Source organism: Leptospira fluminis, from assembly GCF_004771275.1.
GTDB classification, from domain to species: Bacteria; Spirochaetota; Leptospiria; order Leptospirales; family Leptospiraceae; genus Leptospira_B; species Leptospira_B fluminis.
Genome location: NZ_RQEV01000011.1, coordinates 152,502 through 172,789, shown reverse-complemented (window position 1 = coordinate 172,789; position 20,288 = coordinate 152,502). Strand labels below are relative to the sequence as shown.

The window sequence follows — 20,288 nt, the reverse complement described above, 5'->3', positions numbered from 1 at the left end:
ATCTTGAAAGGGAAAGTTCCGTTGCGGGTCGCTCGGTCAGGCGGTTCACGATCGAAATCGCGACTCCCGGATAATTTGTAATATCGTTATGCTTCCCGATCGTAAGAGATTCTCCTTTCTTTTTTATTTCCTTTGTTCGCTTTTTGCGATTCTTGCGGGTCGGGTAGGATACCTCGTATTCTTTAACGACAAGGAAATCGCGTTCAAAAACGGGGAAAGGGTTTTGCGCGGCGCAGTTTACGATCGGCGCGGAATCGAATTGGCGCTTTCCGTAGATTCATCCACGATCGGAATCTACCCGGCGAATATCTACGACCCGAATTTCACCGCCATGCAACTTTCCCCTTATTTAGATATTTCTCCGGAAAGGATCGAGGGCCTGATTCGGGAGAAAAGTCGGTATTTTCTTTTAAAGCGGGAGATCGACGACGCCACCGCGAGCCGTATCATGGAGATGGCCTTACCCGGAGTGCGCAGAGAAAGGGAATACAAACGGGTGTACCCTCATGGAAGTCTCGCGGCTAGCTTGGTCGGATTTACCGGAATGGACGACGATAAAGCCCTTTCCGGATTGGAATATTATTACAATCGGGAGTTGATGACTCCGACCGAATCAGATCCGACTCACGGCGCCAACCTCCATCTGACTCTGGACGGATTGATCCAATTCAAATTGGAAAAAGCCCTCGGAAAGAGATTCGAAGAGACGGGTGCAAAACGCGCTGTCGGACTCTTGATGGAGCTGCATACTGGGAGAATTCTGGCGATGGCGAGTTTTCCTTCTTTCGACCCGAACCGTTACGCGGCCTTCGAGGAGATTTCGCATACCAATTGGGCATTGCGTCACGTTTACGAACCCGGTTCCACGATGAAAATCTTTTTGGCGAGCGTTCTTCTTAACGAAAATTTAATTCGTCCTAACGAAAAATTCGATTGTCCGGGATATGTGGAATACGGAAAGACCCGCATTAAGTGCACCCAAGTGCACGGGAAAGTCAACTTAGAGGAGATTCTACAGTATTCCTGCAATGCGGGAATCATAAAAGCGGCCTCTCGGATTCCTAACGAAGTTCTTTACGAATATATGAAACGATTTCGCTTTGCCGAAAAAACCGGACTATTACCGAACGAATCCGTCGGCTATCTTCCTAGCCTGAATAAATGGACCCCCACCACTCCTATGTTTCTGGCGATAGGGCAGGGGATCTCGGTAACTCCGATCCAATTGGTGGCCTCCGCCGCCTCCGTAGTGAACGGCGGAAGATTCGTTACTCCCCGTGTGGTCTCCCATGTTACTGACGTTTACGGAGAGGTGCTCCATGAGTATAAATCCGAAGAGGCTCCGGTAGGGATCAGAGAATATTCCACAGAGAGGCTCTTGAAGGCCATGACTCGGGTGGTAAGAGAGGGAACCGGGAAGAACGCTTACATACAGGAATATTCCATTGCGGGAAAGACCGGAACCGGTCAAAAAGCGGTATCAGGACGGGGGTATCAGGACGGACTTTGGTCCGCTTCATTTTTGGGTTTTTTTCCGGCAGAGAAACCTAGGATTGTCGGATTGATTCTTTTTGATGAACCGAAAGGGTCCAGTCATACGGGAGGCGGGCTGGCCGCTCCCGTATTCAAGGAAGTAGTGGAGAATATCATTCCGATCATCGAACAGGGGGAAAGGACCGTGGACATTCGGCTTCCCAAGTTGGACCGCAAGCCCTCGATTTTGAAATCGGATCGAGTTCCCGATTTGTCCGGAAAAAGCAAACGCGAAGTGATCGAGCTGCTTTCTCCTTCCGGAATTCCCTATAAGCTTCACGGAAGCGGATTTTGTTACGAGCAAGAGCCTGCTCCCGGAAGTCAACTCGGCGGAAAACGGGTGGACGTGTTCTTTCAATGAAGGAGATCGATTCCGATTTACTGGATCGAAACCTGAACGCTCTTAGAGTTCTGGATCCGAGGATTGCGGATCGGATCCTTTCTTCCGAATCTATGGGCGAACCGATTCCGACCGGATCGGGACATCCTAGTCTTCGGATCGACTCGACGATCCTGCATAGCGCCCGAGAACCGTATACCGAAGCAGTACGACAATTGGCTTCCTTGAAGAAGGGGGACGAAGATCGGGTCTTCCTTTTTTTCGGATCCGGTCTCGGATATTCGATCCTGCATGCGTTAGAATTCGAAAAGATCGTATGCGTCTGGATGGAGCCTTTCCCCGGAATTCTAAAACGGGCCTTCTCCTTGCGGGATTTTTCCGAAGCGTTGGCAAATCGTCGCCTCCGTATCCTTTTAACCCCCTTTGACGAGACTTCTTTTTACGACTGCTTTAAAGGAATCTCCGGTCTTCCGATCAGTTTTATTCCGCACAGAGGGAGTCTACAATGGAAGCCGGAGGATTATCAGGAGCCCCGTTTTTTGGCGGAAACGTTCTTTCATAAGAAGGACGTAAACACCGCAACCTTGACTCGGTTCGAAAAGATTTGGACCGGAAATTTTTTACGGAATCTTCCCGAGATTTTGGATTTACATCCGATTCATTCTATTTTTGAAATATGCGATTCCAGGATAGATATAGTTGTATGCGGCGCCGGTCCTACGCTCTCTGAAGCGCTGGATTCCTTAAGAGAGCATAGGAAAAGGTTCGTTTTGATCGCGGTCGATACGGCGTTGGCGGTTCTTCAGAAAGCCGGGATCGATCCTGATCTGGTTTTTAGCGTGGATCCTCAACCGTTGAATTCGAAATACTTGGAGGGATACCAAGGCCAAGCTTCGATCGTATTCGATCCGACGACCACTTATCATTCCCTTAGAATGGGAATCTCGGAGAGAGGAGGTTTTTTTACCTCTTCGCCTTTTCCCTGGATCAAGTTGATCGAAAGCCGTGTCCTCGAAGGAATCGGATCCCTGGATTTCGGCGGATCCGTTTCCACGAACGCCTGTAGTCTCGCCGAGAAAATGGGGGCCAGGTCAATTCTGCTCGTAGGCCAGGATCTTTCCTTTCCTCATACTCTTGCTCATTGTAAGGGGGCCGTTTTGGAGGAAAGGCTGAACTTCTTGGAGAGCAGAAAATTTCGGAGAGAAAAACACAATCATAAGCAGATGACGGCGCTGCCTGCAAGATGGGTGGAATCCGAAACCGGTGAAACTCTTCGTACGAATGCGAAATTACTGATTTTTAAGAAATGGTTCGAAGAAAGAAAAAAAAACATTCCCTGGAGAAACCTTGGGAAAAACGGAGCTCGTTTGGAAGGCATTCCTTTTGTGGAATTTTCGGACTGGTTTTTGCAAAATCCTCCGGAAGAATCTTTCATCGATCGGATCCGGGAAAAAATCAGAGGGATTCGGAAATCAACCCCGATGCAGATCCATACCGAAATCATTTCCGACTTGCGAGGGATTTTAAAGGAATTGATCGAATTTTCCAAGGACGTCCGGTCCGGGGAGAATCTCTCCCGAAAAATTTATACTTTGATTTCCGACGGCGCTAAGGATAGGGAAGGGATCCGAAAAGCGTTACGCGAAATAGACGGAATAGACGAGAGAGTGGCTTCCAAGAAAGGTCTGACGGAATTTTTGGGTGCCAGTCTCCAAAGAACGATTCTTTCCATTACCGAGGGTTATGAAACGGAACTAACCCTCGAGGAAAAAAAGAACGAACAGCTCGCGGTCGCAAAGAAAAGCGTTCTATTGTACGAAGGTCTTCGCACTGCGACCGACATGAACATTCGTTTACTAAAAAGATCGGTCCTTAGGATTCAGAGCGCGCACAAGTGCTGAAGCCGAATAAAGCGTAAGCGGGGCACCATCCGACTAAACCGGTCGTAAGGGGCAGGATCCCGAATGCGCCTAACCAATTTTGGGAATAGATCCCCCAACCGATCGCAACCACTCCTACAAGAACTCTGAGAAAACGATCCAATCTACCTTCATTTATCGCCATCAATTCCGGATTCCTCCTATTTCTAAGATATCCTAACACAATCTCTTGTTTTTAGAACGCTGACAATTATCACGGACTCCTAACTTCCCACCCTATTTCGGGCAAAATCGGTTCCTATTTCCAGGGAAAGCTGCCATAACGACGTCACATTCCGTTTTTGGAGGTCGAACCGTGAGTTTAAAAATTTTCTTTTTTCGGTTGACCGAAATTGTGCGCCGCATTAAAGATGGATTGTGCATTGCACAACAATGTGACCAGGAGAGATAAAAATGGAAAAACAAATTCTAGATATCCTTAACGCAGGTCTCGGTATCGTTAAAACCGGACAAGAAGGACTGGAAAAAGCGAAAGCAGAATTCACCAAAAGTTTCCAAGATTTGGCAGCTAAAGGTGCAGCAGACAATTCCGAGTCTTCCGTTCGTGTTCGCGAGTTCGTCGACAAATTCCTTAATGAAGCTAAGGAATTGACGACAGCAGCTGGAAAAAGCTACGAAGACGTCCGAGTTAAGGTTCTCGAAAGGTACAACCAACTTGTAGAAGAGGCCAAAAAACTCGTTCCCCAAGAACAAGTAGAAGCTATCAAAGCAAAACTTAGCGAAGTAACGGAAACCGTGAAAAACGGAATTCCGGCTAAGAAAACCGCATAAGATATAGCCGTTTGACCCTCCCGGATCGGCGGGAAATTTTTCCCGCCGAGAATTTTTCTCTCCTTATTCTCCGCCTGTCTCCCGACTCGATTTCCGATCCGAGTTTAGAAATTGCCAGGCGCGGAATAATCTTCTTACTCCTTCTTTCGTCTCCTGTTCCGTCGCTCTGGAAAAATTCCATCTGGCTTTTCCCTTGATCGGTTCCGACACATAAAACGATTCCCCCGGAACGATCGCGACCCCCTCGTTTAAACCGCGTCGAAAAAGGGAATTCGAGTCCAAATCCTCGGAAAATTCCAGCCACAGGAATAGTCCTCCTTTGGGCTCCCGAAAACGGACCTCGTCTCCGAACACTTCCGACAACCGGTCGCAGGTATATCGCGCTTTTTGAAAGTATTGTTTTCTGAGATTTTCCATGTGGGATCCGAACTTGCCGGATTCCAAAAAGCGGAACACGATCTCCTGGTTTATCGTCGGAGAGTGTAGGTCCATGGATTGTTTTTGAACGACGAGATCCCTCATACTCCTCTTCGGGACCTTGATCCATCCTACTCTGAGTCCTGGAGAAAGTGTCTTGGAAAAAGTTCCGATGGAGAACGAGTTTTCGGGACAGAAGTCGTGAACGGAAGGCGGGACAGAGTCGGTAAAGTATAGATCCCTGTAAGCGATATCTTCGATGATCGGAATCCGAAGTCGTGCGAAAAAATCCGCCAGGTCTTGTCGGAGGAAGAGAGGATAAGAAAATCCGGAAGGGTTCTGAAAATCGGGAATGCAATAGAAAAACTTAGGGCTTTTCCGTCGGATCGTATTTTCCCATTCGTCGCGATTCGATTCTAAGGACGAGCATTTTATTCCTAAAAATTCGGGTCCGTAGGAAGAGAAGGATTGGATCGCGCCTAGATAACTCGGATTTTCGATCAGGATCCGATCGCCTTCATCGATGAAATACCGGGCCAAAAGATCCAAGGCCTGTTGGGAACCGCTCGTTATCAGGATTTGTTCGGGAGAGACGTTAGTGTAGTATGTCTTTGCGATCCAGGCTCTTAGTTCCGGGTGTCCTTGCGTGTCCGTGTATTGAAATAACTTCGGTCCTTTTTCCTTTGTCGCCCGAGCAAAGCTCTCCGCAAATTCATGGATGGGAAAAAGGGAATCGTCCGGTAATCCTCCGGCGAAAGAAAGTATCTCGGGAGAATCGACGACTTTCAAAATATCCCGGACCACCGACTTCGGAGTTCGGGATACTCGGATCGAAACGCGATCCATCTCAGGCGGAGCGTAGGCGGGTCGGATAAATGTCTTGCCCATAGGATATATCCGATTTATATAATGAAAGGAGGGAACCATACAGATACAGAAATCGATTTTATGACCAATACAGATTCTTGGGAGACTAAATATTCCCGAATCGCTAGATCTTTGATAGAAAGGATAAAATCGGGAGAGTTTCCTCCCGGAACGAAATTGCCTTCTCTTCGTCGGATCTGCCTTTCGGAACAATGCAATTTATCGACAGCCGTCGAAGCCTTCGGAATTCTTCAGGAACAAGGTTATATCCGGGGGCGGGAACGTTCCGGTTACTTTATCCTTCCGCGCGCGGAGAATCCTTCGAAGTTCAAAGTGGATAAGCCCGTCCGGATTTCAAATCCGTCCGTTCCCGAGGAAGTAGGCTCTCTCCTGGCGGAATTGGCCGACCCGGCATTCATTTCCTTCGGCGCCGCCGTTCCGGACGATCGGTTTTTGCCCTTGGCGTCTTTGGAGCGTTGCTATCGAAGCGCAATGCGGGATCCCTTTTTACATAAATACTCCGACGTTCAGGGACACCCGGAACTCAGGCGGAAAATTTCGAACCAAGCGTCCGTTAAGGAAAGGAGGATCTCCCCGGAACAGGTATTTGTCACGGTCGGTTGCTCGGAAGCGGCGTTCGTATGCCTATCCCTTTTGACGAAGGCGGGGGACGAGGTCGCCGTAGAGTCCCCTTTACATTTCGTTTTATATCAAATATTAAGTATCTTAAAATTAAAGGCGGTGGAGATCCCGACCGATCCCGCTTCAGGAATGGATTTGAAATCCTACGAATACGTGTTGAAAACGTCCAAACCGAAATTGCTCATCACGGTTCCCACTTTTTCGAATCCGACCGGAAGCCTTATGTCGGCGGAATCCAAAAAGGAATTGCTTCGTCTTTCCGTTAAATACGGCGTAAGGATACTAGAGGACGATATTTATGGAGAGTTATCGCATTCTCCCGGCCCGAGACCGCCTTCGCTTCTTTCCTTGGATGGAACCCGAGAATTCGTGATTCAGGTTTCTTCCCTTTCCAAGACGGTCAGTCCCGGATTACGGATCGGCTGGTTGATCGGCGATCCGGAACTCATTCACAAAGCGGTGCAAAGGAGGATCGCGGAATCCATCGCCTTACCTAGTTTGCCTCAACTTGCCGCCGCGAATTTTCTGGGGTCCTTAGGGTACGAAAGACATATCCGGAATTTGAAACGCAATATCGGAAATTCCGTAATCTCTTATACGGACGCTCTTTTGGATTGTTTTCCGAAAGGGACGACGCTTTCCGTTCCTAAAGGCGGGTTTTTGCTATGGGTGGAGCTCCCCGAAGGCAAGGATTCTCGGGAACTTCGTACCCGCGCCGTTAAAAAGCGGATCAGTCTGGTTCCCGGAAATCTGTTTTCGCTTTCCGGAAAATACCAAAGGAACTTTAGGATCAATGCCGGAATTCCCTTCGGGCCCAGCGTCTCCTCCGCAATCCGCACCCTAGGTAGGATTGCCGGAGAGATCTGAATGATGCGGATCGGATTTAACGATCGTTATTAAAAAGAATTGAGGCCATTTCACTCCTCGAATTATTGTCTGGGCGGAAGTATGAATCTCGAAACTGAAATCCATCAGCAATCCGTCCTGTGCGAATCCCGAGGGAAGTTGAATCTAAATGCGGTCGGTTGGTCCAAAATTCCTCTACACCGGTGTAATTTGAGCCGACATCTTCTCAGAAAGAAAAAGTGGAATTATTGGTGTTTTTACGATCAGGATTTGCTCGTGTCCTTTACCGTTTCCGATTTGGATTACGCCGGAGTGGTTTTCTGTTATTGGTGGGATAGAAAAACGGGAGAGTTCGAAGAGAATACAGTGATCACTCCTTTCGGTAGCGGTTGTTCTCTCGGACAGACGGTTTCCAACACGGCCTTGTTTCAGGGTGAAAACGGTAAATTCTCTTTTTCCGTCGACGACTACGGTAGTTACAGAATCTTTATCGATTTTCATAAGGAAAATCGAAAGTATATCCGTGCGGAATTGAAAGTGGGTGTTCCTCAAAATTGGGAGACTTTGAACGTGGTCGTCCCATGGAGTAGGAATCGATTCCAATACACGCATAAACTTTTCGGGCTCGGCGTGGAAGGGAGTGTAAAGATCGGCGATAAAAGTTATGAATTCGAAAACGATAACTCTTTTGCCGTCCTCGACTTCGGCCGCGGTGTCTGGCCGTATTCTACGAAATGGAATTGGGCGTCGATGTCTTATCGCCCGAATAAAAAGGAAGTTTACGGAGTCAATCTGGGGGCAGGTTGGACGGATGGAACCGGAACTACGGAAAACGCTCTTTTGATCAACGGTCGTATTTATAAGGTTCCTTCGGATGTCGTTTTCGAATTTGATCGCCAGGATCACCGGTCTCCTTGGCGGATCTATACCAAAGATAGCAAGGCAGTGGAATTGACGCTAAGGCCGTCCTTACATAGAAAAGCTGCCTCAAACTTGGGGCTCATCTCCTCTACTGTACATCAGATGGTCGGGGAATTCGAAGGGGTACTTCGGGTGGGAAAAAACGAATTTTTGATCGAAGGCGGATTAGGTTGGGCGGAAGACCATCGTGCAAGATGGTAATCCGTTTCGGAAGTCGGATTTGACAGCATATTTCGAAAAGGTAGTATAAGCGAATGGTCGATTTAAAACGGATTTCCACCGATCCGCCCGGGGATATAAAAAAGGAAAAAGCGGAAGAAGAAAGACTCGAACACTTGGATAGAATCGCGGAACTGCAAACCCGTTTATTCGCCTCCAAGGAAAAGGCGATCCTAATTATCCTACAGGGTATGGACACTTCCGGAAAGGATGGAACCGTTAAGAACCTCTTTACGGTGTTGAATCCTTTGGGATGCACTTGCGCTGCATGGAAGGTCCCGACGGAAGAAGAGCAAAGCCACGATTTCCTTTGGAGGATTCATAAGGCGGTTCCCGCAAAAGGAATGATCCAGGTTTTCAATCGTTCTCATTACGAAGACATCGTCGTACCTCTCGTGAAAAAGAGCATCGGTGAAAAACGGATTCGAAATCGGTTGGATACGATTTCCGCATTCGAGAGACTGTTGTCGGAAGAGAATAGCACGCTCGTTCTGAAATTCTTTTTGCACATTTCCAAAGAAGAACAATCGACCCGGATTGAGAAACGATTAGAAGATCCCAGAAAAAAATGGAAATTCGATCCTAGCGATTTGATCGCCCACTCCTTGTATGAGGAACATCTAAACGCTTACAGTGAAATATTGGATTATTCCTTCGAAGTCTCTCCTTGGAGAGTCGTTCCTGCGGATAAAAAATGGTACAGAGATTTTCTAATCGCCAAAATTCTCCGGGAAGAGATGGAAAAAATGGACCTAAAGTATCCTCCTTTTCCTGCTTGAGAAGGTTGATTCGAATCAAGGGCTAACGAAAAAAATCGAAATCTTTGATTTTTTTTCATTTCAAGATTGACCGAAATTGTGCGCTGCATTATAAATGGTTTGTGCGATGCACTAAAGTATTCTATCTAAGGAGTTCTAAACATGGAAAAACAATTTTTGGATATCTTAAACGCCGGGATCGGTCTTTTGAAATCGGGACAAGAAGGTCTGGAAAAAGCGAAAGTCGAGCTGGAAAAAACCTATGGAGAACTGGTAGCAAAGGGCGCTGCGGACAATTCCGAAGCATCCGTCAAGATCCGCGAATCCGTGGATAAACTTTTGAACGAAATCAAAGAAGTCTCTACCGTTGCAGGTAAGAACTACGACGAAACCAGAGCGAAGATCGTGGAGAAATACAACCAAATCTCCGAAGAGATCAAAAAACGCGTTCCGGAAGGACAATTGGATGCAGTAAAGGCGAAACTTGCAGAAGTTGCCGAAACGATTAAAAGCACTGCGAAAGCGAAAGGAACTCCTGCAGCTTAATCTTTTTTATCGCAGATCGGGTTTGGACCGAAACCCGTCTGCGAACTCCTTGCTTGACAATTCCGTCCAGTAGGTGTCTCTCAGAAGGATGCCCGAATCTAGCAGGAGCCCCATTCCGATATTCGGATTGTTCTTCTTCTTATTTTTCAGCCTTTTGCCATCGGCTTCTTCCAGAGCGGAAGAAGTAGGAACTCCTGCGACGAGCGTTCCCGTTACCGAAGAAAGTAAAGCGGAGACGGAAAAAAATTCCCACTCCTCCTCCGGCGAAAAACCTAAGACGCCTAATCAGGCGGAATTAAGGGAAAAATTTAAAAACCAGTTGGGGGGATTCGGCTACGACCGGTTCTTTTCCTTTCAATACACCCGGATGCTGGATTCGCAATGGGCGATCGGAATTGCAGGTTATACGAATACTTACGTCAATCGCTTCGATAACGACGTAGCATACCTTCCTTTTTTGTCCCCCAATGCCTTTTACGGAAATTTGAGCGGTCACAATTCCAATTATAAAGGTGGATCCTTTTTCGTTCAGAGATATCTGACGGACACTCCGTTCTTCGCTTCCTTGCATTTGGGTCGTGAACGACACCAATTAGAGGAATCGATTTTGAATTGGGAGACACTCACAGGAACGTATCGCTACGAAAAGGACAGGACGAATTGGGGTCCCCAGAATTATGCAGGCTTCGGTTTAGGACTGCGTTATCAGGGAATAAGCGGTTTCTTTTTGGGATGGGAGGGGATTTGGAATTGGTATCTTCCCTATCGGGCATCCTATTCGGTTTCGGATCTGTACTATTCCGATCATCAGGCGAATATGGGGGATCTTATCTACCGAAACTACGCATTACAAAATCGGTATACTCATCCCGGATCTATGTTTGCGCTGAATCTGGTCGTAGGATGGGCATTTTAATTGGTAGAGCCGTTTTCTGTCCCTTCTCCTTGGGTAATCGCCCACAGAGGATATAGCGGAGAATATCCGGAAAATACGATGCTTGCTTTTAGGAAAGCGATGGAGGCCGGTGCGGATTGGATCGAATTGGACGTTGCTCTCTCCTTGGATCGGCAAATCGTAGTGATCCATGACGACACTTTAGATAGGACAACGGATCTTTCCGGACCGGTAGGTGATTTTACTTTCGATCAGATCCAAACCGCCGATGCCGGTTCCTGGAAGGACCGGAGTTTTGCGAAAGAACCGGTTCCCGATCTTTGGTCCGTTTGGGAGTCCGTCTTAAAATCCGATCTCGGACTGAACGTAGAGATCAAATCCAGTGCCTACGAATCGGAGCCTAAGGGGCTGCCGATCGAACGGAGTTTGGTGGATTTTGCGGACAGTAAGAACGCATTTTCCAGGACGTTATTTTCCTCCTTTTGTTGGGATTCTCTAGCGAGGATCCGTGAATTGTCAGTAGACGCTCGGTTGGGTGTTTTGATCGGCGGAGAGACTCCAGATTGGGAAGAGGCCTTGGAATTGGCTTTTCGACTGAATGCGTTCAGTTTGAATCTTTCTTCTTCCATCGCTTCCCGAGAAGTGGTCGAGAAAATCCAAAGCGAAGGTTTTCAGGTGTTGGTCTATACCTTGAATTCGACCGAAGAATTGAAAACCGGAATATTGACCGGAGCAGACGGAATCTTTACGAATTACCCGCCGAGGATGAGATCCCTTCTTACTTGACCTCCACTCTGGAGAATTGGTCCAATTCGACCTGCCATTTTTCCACGATTTTGAAAAGTATATTCAGAACAGCCGGAGTGGGAGCGTCGTAGCGGTCCGCCGCAAAAGAGTCCGTTTCTTCGAATCCCGGAATGGCCCGCAAGGAATCTCCGTCCGCACGGAACCGAAAGATTTCGAATTCCTCTACGCCCCGCTGCTTGTCCCCGTTCTTAATATAAAAGGGTTTTATCAAACTCATCCGGAATTTGCCGAACGAAATGCCTTTTAAGGATTGCAAAAAGCGATATGTTTGCAATGCGAGTTCCAGTTTCATTCGGGCCGCGTATTGATCCGATTCCAGAAAGGTCAACGTGGATGTTCCGCCAAAACCCAAATACACTTCGTATTTCGTAGGACTCGAACCGGAGACAGGGGTGACTTCGGTTTCCTTCAATCTTTCTCCGAATAATTCCGTCGCGGCCTTCCGGATTTTATCGCTTTCGGAAATCGAATTTTCGGAGAGGATCCTTTTTACTTTTTCTCTAGGGGATTTTTTGCAGGAATTCGCGGAAGTAACGGCAAAGGCCGCCAAGAGTATTAGAAAATGGAATTTTCTATAAAAGGGATTCATATTCGAAAATCCTATCGTCACGGATTCAATTCCCCGACTATATGACTTGTTTTCGTTCTAAAATCCATCCTAAAAGATTCTTTTTTTTCCGATTTCGAATATATTTAGCAGGGGGATGATCGGCGGAAATCGGTTTTGGTCCGTTTGAAATTTGATGCGAAAGAGTATATTCATTTAAAGTTTTTTTCGTATCGAAAGTGTAAACGATTTCGGGATAATGCATTATTTTTTAATTTTATGAAATTTTTTTCTCAAAAGAGAGTTAGTATCAATACGAACGATGTACAACGGGAGTTCATCCGATGCCACTTTCTGCGTTAGCATCTTGCACAAGTCCTCCGTTATATAAACGTGTTATGGAAAAAAATTTCCACAATTAGCGACAATTATGGGAAAATCGTCTTAACGTTGCCTTCTTTCCACTTTGCTAAGATTCCCTTAATCGGGATTCGTTAGTCGACATTGAGCGTGTTTGGCGACGACGGGAGGTCGATTAACATTTCGAGCATTGGAAAAAACTTTATTAAAAAAATAACTCCGCGTTATGCGAAAAATTAAAAACACTTTACTGGTTTTGTAAGAATGCGACTGTTGTTACGTCAGTTAACGTTTATGAAGCCAAAGAAAGTTACCAACGACGATCTTGAAAAAATTGTCGCAGGGGTAAAAACCCAAGCAGTCGAAGCGATCGGAAATTACCTATATAAAGGATTCCGGATTCAGGTTAGTAAATATAACCTTTCGGGAGCGGAGAGGGTCCAACTCCTTTACCAAAGACGGAGGAAAGAAGGGCTTTGCATCGTTTGCGGAACCAAAGTCGCGAAGAAAAATCCTTCTACCGGAAGGCTATATCGCCTCTGCGAATTCCACCGAAAAAAAATAGATAAAAAAAAGTGATTCATAAAATCCGGAAAACGGCTGATAATCATAAAGAGATTTCAGAAGTCTCGGACGGGTTTCCTTGTTTTCCGGATTTTATTTCAAAAATTGCATTCAGACCTTTTTCGTTTCGATTCTCGTTTTCATAACGCTCTCTTTTTCCGTTTTTGCTCAATCCGATAAACCTGGTCCTAACTCGGAAGCGGACCTTCTCTATCGAATCGCGGAAGAATCCTTTAAAGATCGTAAATATTACCAATCGATAGAGCGGCTTCGGAGTTTTTTGGTTTTATATCCGGGTAATGCCAAAAGAACGGGGGCTTTGCTTTTACTTCGAAATTGTTTTTTAAAGCTGGATAGACCGGAAAAAGCCCTGGAAGTGAGTTTGAACCTCTACAAAATGGAGCCCACCGCCGAGTCCGGACTGGAGTCCTACTTGGAGGCGGGTCGCCTGCTTGCTAGGATGGGGGAAACCGACCGGGCAAAGGAAGTTTTTGCCTCGATTTGTAGACAATCGTACTCGAGAACGGTGGCGGAAAAGGCCGCTTTGGAGTTTTCCGGATTGGACGCTCTTTCGGACGAGGAGCCTTCTTCGGATGCGGAGTCTTGCAGGGAAAAATAGCCTTTCGGGCCGGTTTTCGGTCCTAATTCCCCCGTAAAAAGCCGATACTAGTTTATAGTTGAACTCCGGCGGCGGAATTTTTTAATCACTGGTAAGGTATGTCCAACGGCTTCTTTCAAATCGTGAATTTCCCGAAAGGGTCCTATGTCATTGTCGAAGGCAAGAAAGAAGCCCATAACTTCTTCATTATTCGACAAGGGAAGGTCCGAGTCGCCAGGGAAAACCAAGTAGTAGGCGAGGATCCAAACCAGCTTTTAGGTCCCGGAGATTTTTTCGGGGTCGTGGCTGCGATGAGCCAGCATGCCCAAATCGAGTCGGCGATCGCGCTCACCGACGTGTCTTTAATCCAGGTCAGCTACGATCAATTCGGTACTCTGATCCAGAAAAATACTCCGGTGGCCATGAAGATCATCCGGTATTTTTCCATGAAGCTTCGTCAGTTCGACTCGACGATCACTCGTCTTTCGTTTCGTTCGGCCGTGGAGGAGGATCCGAACCAATTATTCTCGATCGGCGAATATTATTTCAGCCAAAAAAACAATCTCCACGCAGCATACGCGTTTCAAAAATATCTGCAATATCTTCCTAGCGGTCAATTCGCGACTCAGGCCAAGCTGAAACTACAAACTATGAATCAGCCGATGGCTTCTCCCCCGATCGATTATAATAAGTTCAATAGATCCTATTCCGATAACGAGATGATCTTTTGCGAGCACGAGCCGGGGCGGGAGTTGTATATCATCCAGCATGGTCGTGTGAAGATCACTAAGATCGTGGATTCGAACGAAGTTCTTTTGGCGGTCCTGCAAAGCGGGGACATTTTCGGGGAGATGGCGCTGCTCGACAATAAACCCAGATCGGCCTCCGCGATTGCGTGGGGAGAGGAGATCCAGCTGCTCGCAATCAATAAGGCGAACTTCGAAGGGATGGTCAAGGCCCAGCCTCAATTGGCTACCAGATTGATCACTCTTTTGTCGGAACGGATCTGGACGGCTTATAAACAATTGGCGAACTTGTTGATCACGGATCCGCAAGGAAGGATTGCGGATACTCTTTTGACTTTGGCGGAAAAAAACAGGGTCAAAGTGATTCCGAAAGCGAATTATAATTTCGAAATCGGAACCAAGGACCTCCTGAAAATGGTGGGCCTATCCTATCCCAAGGATGAAAATCTGGTTTTGGATCTGATCTCGAAGAATAAGTTCATCAAGCTCGACCAAGGAAAACTTTCCTGCACGGATTTGGTGGAGTTGGAAAAACTCGTCCAGGTCTTCCGTAAAAAATCCCAAATGGATATGAAACTCAAAAAAAGAGCCTAACATGGAGCGGGAGATAAAACTCCGCGAGGCGGAAAGATGGCTTTCCCGGCGGGATACGATCCTGCGCAGGTTGATCGGAAAAATCGGACCTTGCGGCTTAAAACCGATGGGTTCTCCTTATCATGTTTTGTTAAAGTCCGTGATCGGACAACAATTGTCCCTGAAAGCCGCCTCCACGATGGAAGCGAGAGTAATCGGATCCTTCGGCTCCGGAAAAAAATTCCCGAAACCGATCGAGTTGGGATCGGTAAGTCTGAAAAAGTTGCGTTCCGCGGGATTATCTCTCGCCAAAGCCGAGACCGTCAAGAGGATCGCCGCTGCTTACGAAGAAGGAAATATTTCCGATCGTAAGTTGAGAAATTTAAAGGACGCCGAAGTGTTGGAAACCCTTTGCAGTTTCAAAGGGGTAGGACCGTGGACCGCGGAGATGGTCCTCATGTTCGCTTTGGATCGCTGGGATCATTTTTCCCTGAACGATCTGATTTTACGAAAATCGATCGAAAAGCATTACGGGATCCATAGGGATTCCAAAAAAGAAATACTTTCGTTTGCGGAGAAATTTTCCCCTTATCGTACGATCTTTTCCTGGTACCTATGGAAGGATGCGGACGGCGGGGAAGGTTGGTGACTTTTTCCGGAACTTCCGCTTTTTAGATTCCTATACCGACTGCTTTGCAATCCGACTTGATCATGATTTCCACGAGTTCTTTGAATTTCACTTTAGGTTGCCAGCCTAGTTTCTTTTTCGCCTTATCGGGATTTCCGATCAACAGCTCGACTTCCGCAGGACGATAGAAATTCGGATCCACCTGAACGAGCAGTTTTCCGTCCTTTTTATCGTAACCCTTTTCCTGGTCTCCGGATCCTTTCCATTCCACTTGGATATTCAAGTGACGGAAGGATTCTTCCACGAATTCACGTACGGTATGCATTTCGTTCGTTGCGACGACGTAATCGTCGGGTTCGGGCTGCTGCAGCATCATCCACATCATTTCCACATAATCCGGAGCATAGCCCCAATCGCGTTTGGCGTCCAGATTTCCCAAGTGGATCGGACCGCTTTTTCCCGAAAGCAGGCCTGCCACACCTAAAGTAATCTTTCTGGTGACGAATCCTTCTCCCCTTCTCGGCGATTCGTGATTGAATAGGATTCCGTTGGAAGCGTGCAGTCCGAAAGCTTCCCTGTAATTTACCACGGCCCAGTAGGCGTATAATTTCGCGACGGCGTAAGGGGAACGGGGATAAAACGGAGTCTTTTCGTCTTGGGGAATGGCCTGGACTTTTCCGTACAACTCGGAGGTAGAAGCCTGGTAAAATCTGGATTTGACTCCGGTTTGCTTGATCGCATCCAGGATTCGTAATGTTCCCACCGCATCCACTTCGGCGGTATATTCCGGAACCTCGAAAGAGACTCCGACATGCGATTGTGCGGCTAGATTATAGATTTCGTCCGGTTGTACTTTTTCCAAAACCCGATTTAAGTTGCTGGAATCCGTCAAATCTCCGTAATGCAAAAAAAGTCTCGGATTTCCCCGCAAATGTTCGATGCGATCCCGGTTCAGCGAGCTGGATCGGCGCACAATTCCATGCACTTCGTAGTCCTTGCCCAGAAGAAGTTCGGTTAAGTAAGATCCGTCTTGTCCGGTGATTCCGGTAATCAGCGCCTTTTTCATCCTGGAACCAAAAAAACCGATTTTGTTTTCCAGGCAAGAACGTTTAAACAGTTCCCCCGACCCATTTTTTCCTCCGGAATTCGATCACAAATGTGGCGGAGAGGGTTGCGATCCAGACGAATATGGCGGTCCAGATCCCCAGAGTCCCTCCCTTCAGATAAATCCCGAATAGATAAGCGCAAGGTAACATAACTAGGTACGTAAGAAGCATATAGATCCGGAAGACCCGAATCTGTAGACCCGCTCCCCGGAGTGCCGCTCCGATGACCATATGATACGCGTCTCCGACCTGAATGACTCCAAGCAGAACGAGAGCTGGATAACATTCGTCTATGAGTTGCTGGTCTTGGGTGTATACTTTTAGGATGTTCTGCCCGAAGACGATGAAAGCGATTCCGACTAAGCCCATCATATGTGCCGAAAAGAAGGCGGATCGAAACGCCACGTGATAAGCCAGCTTGAATTTTTTAGCGCCCATGGCCTGTCCCAACAAAGTGGTCGCGGCCACTCCGAAAGCATATCCGGGAAGAAAAGCCATGCTCAGGGTCGAAAACAGGATGTTCGAAGCGGCGACTGAGAGGATTGAAATCATGCCTTGGAATTTCACGAATATCATGAACGCTATGTTCACGAATCCTTCTTCCAATCCGGGAGGAATTCCCGTCCGAAGAATTTCGAAGAGGTGCGCCCGACTAGGAAGAAAGGAAATGCCGCAAAAATAGGTCTCGGCTCCGTACTTAAAAAGGAAGAACGGGAAAACGGATAGTCCTGCCAAGCCTGCGAGAGAGGACGCGAGCCCGGCCCCGGCGATCCCCATAGCAGGAGCGCCCCAATTTCCGTATATTAGGATCCAATTGAATAGAATGTTGGAGAGAGTCGTTACTGCCATGGAGACGAACCCGGCCACGGTAAATCCGAGTCCGTCCAGAAATCCTCTGAAACAGAAACTGATGAAATAAAATCCGCTTCCTATAAACCTATACGTTAAGTAGCTCTCGCCTAACAGGGCCACTTCCTTGTCTGCGCCCATCAGATCCATGAGAGGTCCGGCGATCACGATTCCTAGAGCCGTGATTGCTCCGCCTAAGACGGAGGAAAAGTAGAGGGTAGTAACGCCGATTTTACCGATTTCCTGCGGGCGTCCTTCTCCGAATCGTCTCGCGACGATGATTTGAATTCCCATGGAGAACCCGATTAGGAAGGCGATCAGAGTATAATACGTCACTCCCCCCATTCCGATCGCCGCTAAGGCTTCCTTGCCTAAGTAACCCACCATGATGGAATCGGTGGACCAGACGACGGTTTGGCTGACCATCGCCAGTACTACGGGAATCGCTAAAGAGATGATGGAGGAATTGAATCTGCTGAATCTATAATTTCTGCGTATCTTTTTTAAAAAGGTGCCCAACGGTCTCCAGCTTTGTCGGATCGGACCGTGCAACCAGCACTTTTTCCGCGAAAAACGGTTTCTTCCCCCGTTGGAACGGTTAATTTGGCCTTATACCTATGACGATCCCGAACAAGGAAACGGAATTCGCGGATTTACACAACCATCTCTACGGAAGTATCCGAGCAGAATTGCTTTGGGAGATGGGACGGACCAATCCGAGCCCTCGTTGGGAGATTTTTCTTCATCCTTACGAGACTCTGTATGGGAAAAGAATCGATTCTTCTTCCTTTTTCGAGACGTACCGAGATCCGGAAGCGTTCCGAAAACTGTATTTATTCAACCACAAAGGTCCGTTTTCCGAATTTCAGGCCAAGTTCAATTTGATCATCGCCCTTTCCAAATTCGATCCGGAGGAGATTCGGTTCATCGCCGAGAGGATTACTGCGGACCAATTCTCGGAAGGGGTAACCTACGGGGAATATAGAATCATGTACGCTCCGAACGAATCGGACGTAAACGTTACGGCAAAGACGGTCGCGGCTTGTGAAGGCTTTGCCCGTGCCGAATCGGAGCTTTCCGGCCGGGCCAGATCCAGACTCGTAGTTTCTTTGCATAGGGACGGCGGTTTTTACCGCGAGTACGAATTTCTAAAGGGTTTAATGGAAAAAGACTCTCTCGTTCGGAAGTATCTGGTAGGTTTAGATTTTTGTTATATAGAAGAGGGCTTTCCTCCCAAGGAAAAGAAGGAGTTCTTCGAAACTGTCGGCAAGGACAACGTCGCGCAGAGATCTTCCGCTCTTACCGTTCTTTATCACGTAGGCGAATCTTTCCGGGATAAGGGCTTGGCCTCGGCCTGTAGATGGGTTTTGGAATCGGCAGAATGGGGCGCGCATCGCCTAGGGCATGCGATCGCATTAGGTCTGGATCCGGAAGCCTACAGAGGGGAAACGATTCGGGAAGACGGTTCGGAACGGAAGGACACTCTCGAATTTCTGTTAGAAAGATGGGAAGAAATTTCCCGTTTCGGCGAAATTCCTGCCAAAGAGAGAATCAGCGCCGAGTTGGATTCGATCCGACATAAAAGTGCGATCGAAATTCCGATGACGGAAACCTCCTTGTCGGAAATTCGCACCCTTCAAAACTATTGTATGGATAGGATTTCCAAGACATCGTCCGTGATCGAATCCTGTCCGAGTTCGAACGAGTATATCGGTATGGTCCGTGATTTGTCCCATCATCCTCTGACACGATTCGCTCAGAATGAACTCAAACTTACCATTTCGACGGACGATCCGGGAATTTTCGGGACGGACATCCGTGCGGAGTATGAAAAGGCAAAAAATCTAGGTCTCTCGGAAGATCTATTGGAGAAAATCCGAAAGGATTCCTTTAGATATACGTCGGAAATATTGTCCGGGAGAGAAATTCCGGATTCCTTAACGGATCAAAAATGATGAATATTCCAAAAAAAGAATGCAATGGAACGTTTTCGCCTTCTTACAGGATTCCGGCGATCTGCGTTCTGCTTCTTTTTTCCTTTCAGACGATATTTCCCCAAGTCCAGAGCGATTTTTCGGATCCTTACGATTATAACCTGCGGAATTTCAGGGATGAAAAATCGCCCGACGGATTCCAGGAATATGCGCTTCCTCCCAAATTCGACAAACCGCAACTCGTTAATCCTAGAAACGCTCAGGTTCCTTTTCAAAGTACTCTTCCCACGACACAAGGAGCGCAAGGGACCCGCAGGACGACGAACCCGAGCCAAGATAGGCAGGACGACGGGCTTTTTAACCCGGTAACGGGAGAAGTAAACGTGGAAGCGTTTCAAAGGCAGCAGTCCCAAGCCCAAGATAATAAGAAAAAATTGAAAAATTTCGGAAAGGAACCCGAACCTTATACCGAGACCAGACTGAGAAGATTTTCCATCATCTTTTTCATGACTTTACCGGTCGCCGCCGGAGCTTCCTACGGTGCGTTAAGTTTTTTTAAACCAGGTTACCAAAAGACTCTTGCGGGCGGTTGGATCGTAGCCTTTTTAGCCGCGGGCTTGGCTTTTGCGAACGCGTGGGATGACCTGAACCAGTACGACAAAATGAAAAAAGAAAACCAGCCCGAAAGCCCCGTTCCGAATCCCACCGTTCCGGACCGTCTTTCCGAATCCATTTTTCCCGGGGCTCCTCCCGGGCTGGGACAGTTTACTAGAAATTCGGAAAGTCGTTTGGAGATGGAAATTTTGAGAGCCAGCTTTTAGGTGTCTTCCGAAACATTTTGTTTAGAAACACATCGTGTTATATAAAAACTTTTGGACCCG

The 20,288-nt window shown here is 47.4% G+C and carries 20 protein-coding genes; 15 read left to right on the top strand and 5 right to left on the bottom strand.

Going from position 1 to position 20,288, the window contains the following annotated elements; all coding sequences use genetic code 11:
• Positions 1–88: 88 nt before the first annotated feature.
• Positions 89–1,894 carry a penicillin-binding protein gene (locus tag EHO61_RS10930; RefSeq protein ID WP_167884857.1) on the top strand — a complete coding sequence of 602 codons (1,806 nt, stop codon included), beginning with the start codon at positions 89–91 and terminating at the stop codon, positions 1,892–1,894.
• Positions 1,891–3,774: a motility associated factor glycosyltransferase family protein gene (locus EHO61_RS10925; RefSeq protein ID WP_135813622.1), complete on the top strand. Its 1,884-nt coding sequence runs from the start codon at positions 1,891–1,893 to the stop codon at positions 3,772–3,774. Before EHO61_RS10930 ends, EHO61_RS10925 begins: the two co-directional genes overlap by 4 nt.
• Here the strand turns inward: EHO61_RS10925 and EHO61_RS10920 are convergent.
• A complete protein-coding gene (locus EHO61_RS10920; RefSeq protein ID WP_135813621.1) occupies positions 3,746–3,937 on the bottom strand; it encodes a YgaP family membrane protein in 192 nt (63 codons plus the stop codon). The genes EHO61_RS10925 and EHO61_RS10920 overlap by 29 nt on opposite strands.
• A 269-nt stretch (positions 3,938–4,206) precedes the next feature.
• On the opposite strand from EHO61_RS10920, the gene EHO61_RS10915 reads away from it, so the two are divergent.
• A complete protein-coding gene (locus EHO61_RS10915; RefSeq protein WP_135813620.1) occupies positions 4,207–4,584 on the top strand; it encodes a phasin-related domain-containing protein in 378 nt (125 codons plus the stop codon).
• A gap of 63 nt (positions 4,585–4,647) precedes the next feature.
• Here the strand turns inward: EHO61_RS10915 and EHO61_RS10910 are convergent, their stop codons facing one another.
• The gene (locus EHO61_RS10910) at positions 4,648–5,889 is read right to left on the bottom strand and encodes an aminotransferase-like domain-containing protein (RefSeq protein ID WP_135813619.1); all 1,242 of its coding nucleotides are present in this window, start codon (positions 5,887–5,889) and stop codon (positions 4,648–4,650) included.
• 60 nt (positions 5,890–5,949) lie between these two features.
• Here EHO61_RS10910 and EHO61_RS10905 point away from each other — a divergent pair, with 60 nt between their 5' ends.
• From EHO61_RS10905 to EHO61_RS10880, 6 genes are all read left to right on the top strand, one after another.
• The gene (locus EHO61_RS10905; protein ID WP_135813618.1) at positions 5,950–7,377 is read left to right on the top strand and encodes an aminotransferase-like domain-containing protein; all 1,428 of its coding nucleotides are present in this window, start codon (positions 5,950–5,952) and stop codon (positions 7,375–7,377) included.
• A gap of 81 nt (positions 7,378–7,458) precedes the next feature.
• Positions 7,459–8,478 carry a DUF2804 domain-containing protein gene (locus EHO61_RS10900; protein WP_135813617.1) on the top strand — a complete coding sequence of 340 codons (1,020 nt, stop codon included), beginning with the start codon at positions 7,459–7,461 and terminating at the stop codon, positions 8,476–8,478.
• Between the two features lie 53 nt (positions 8,479–8,531).
• On the top strand, positions 8,532–9,275 hold the full coding sequence (locus tag EHO61_RS10895; protein WP_135813616.1) for a PPK2 family polyphosphate kinase: 744 nt from the start codon (positions 8,532–8,534) through the stop codon (positions 9,273–9,275).
• Between the two features lie 141 nt (positions 9,276–9,416).
• Positions 9,417–9,800, top strand: coding sequence for a phasin-related domain-containing protein (locus EHO61_RS10890; RefSeq protein WP_135766844.1), 384 nt, complete (start codon positions 9,417–9,419; stop codon positions 9,798–9,800).
• A gap of 88 nt (positions 9,801–9,888) precedes the next feature.
• On the top strand, positions 9,889–10,716 hold the full coding sequence (locus EHO61_RS10885) for a hypothetical protein (RefSeq protein WP_135813615.1): 828 nt from the start codon (positions 9,889–9,891) through the stop codon (positions 10,714–10,716).
• Positions 10,717–11,481, top strand: coding sequence for a glycerophosphodiester phosphodiesterase (locus tag EHO61_RS10880; RefSeq protein WP_135813614.1), 765 nt, complete (start codon positions 10,717–10,719; stop codon positions 11,479–11,481).
• On the opposite strand, the gene EHO61_RS10875 is transcribed toward EHO61_RS10880, so the two are convergent.
• Positions 11,474–12,091 carry a hypothetical protein gene (locus tag EHO61_RS10875; protein WP_135813613.1) on the bottom strand — a complete coding sequence of 206 codons (618 nt, stop codon included), beginning with the start codon at positions 12,089–12,091 and terminating at the stop codon, positions 11,474–11,476. The two genes, EHO61_RS10880 and EHO61_RS10875, sit on opposite strands and share 8 nt — an antisense overlap.
• 612 nt (positions 12,092–12,703) lie before the next feature.
• Between EHO61_RS10875 and EHO61_RS10870 the strand changes: the two genes are divergently transcribed.
• The 4 genes from EHO61_RS10870 (at position 12,704) to EHO61_RS10855 (ending at position 15,539) form a co-directional block, all read left to right on the top strand.
• Entirely contained in the window at positions 12,704–12,988 is a 285-nt protein-coding gene (locus tag EHO61_RS10870; RefSeq protein WP_010415576.1) for an LIC10235 family protein, read from the top strand.
• Between the two features lie 64 nt (positions 12,989–13,052).
• Positions 13,053–13,592 (top strand): tetratricopeptide repeat protein, encoded by a 540-nt coding sequence (locus EHO61_RS10865; RefSeq protein ID WP_135813612.1) that lies wholly within the window; start codon positions 13,053–13,055, stop codon positions 13,590–13,592.
• A gap of 98 nt (positions 13,593–13,690) precedes the next feature.
• Positions 13,691–14,911, top strand: a complete 1,221-nt coding sequence (locus tag EHO61_RS10860; protein WP_135813611.1) for a Crp/Fnr family transcriptional regulator — start codon at positions 13,691–13,693, stop codon at positions 14,909–14,911.
• A 1-nt stretch (position 14,912) separates the two neighbouring features.
• Positions 14,913–15,539, top strand: a complete 627-nt coding sequence (locus tag EHO61_RS10855) for a DNA-3-methyladenine glycosylase family protein (RefSeq protein WP_135813610.1) — start codon at positions 14,913–14,915, stop codon at positions 15,537–15,539.
• A 22-nt stretch (positions 15,540–15,561) separates the two neighbouring features.
• Here the strand turns inward: EHO61_RS10855 and gmd are convergent, their stop codons facing one another.
• Both gmd and EHO61_RS10845 read right to left on the bottom strand, forming a co-directional pair.
• On the bottom strand, positions 15,562–16,584 hold the full coding sequence (gene gmd, locus EHO61_RS10850; protein WP_135813609.1) for a GDP-mannose 4,6-dehydratase: 1,023 nt from the start codon (positions 16,582–16,584) through the stop codon (positions 15,562–15,564).
• A gap of 43 nt (positions 16,585–16,627) precedes the next feature.
• Positions 16,628–17,992 (bottom strand): MATE family efflux transporter, encoded by a 1,365-nt coding sequence (locus tag EHO61_RS10845; protein ID WP_135813810.1) that lies wholly within the window; start codon positions 17,990–17,992, stop codon positions 16,628–16,630.
• Positions 17,993–18,090: 98 nt separating this feature from the next.
• Between EHO61_RS10845 and EHO61_RS10840 the strand changes: the two genes are divergently transcribed.
• Together EHO61_RS10840 and EHO61_RS10835 are read left to right on the top strand one after the other, a co-directional pair.
• Positions 18,091–19,428, top strand: a complete 1,338-nt coding sequence (locus EHO61_RS10840; protein WP_135813608.1) for an amidohydrolase family protein — start codon at positions 18,091–18,093, stop codon at positions 19,426–19,428.
• Complete coding sequence (locus tag EHO61_RS10835) at positions 19,428–20,228, top strand: hypothetical protein (RefSeq protein WP_135813809.1); 801 nt, start codon at positions 19,428–19,430, stop codon at positions 20,226–20,228. Before EHO61_RS10840 ends, EHO61_RS10835 begins: the two co-directional genes overlap by 1 nt.
• Positions 20,229–20,288 lie beyond the last annotated feature (60 nt).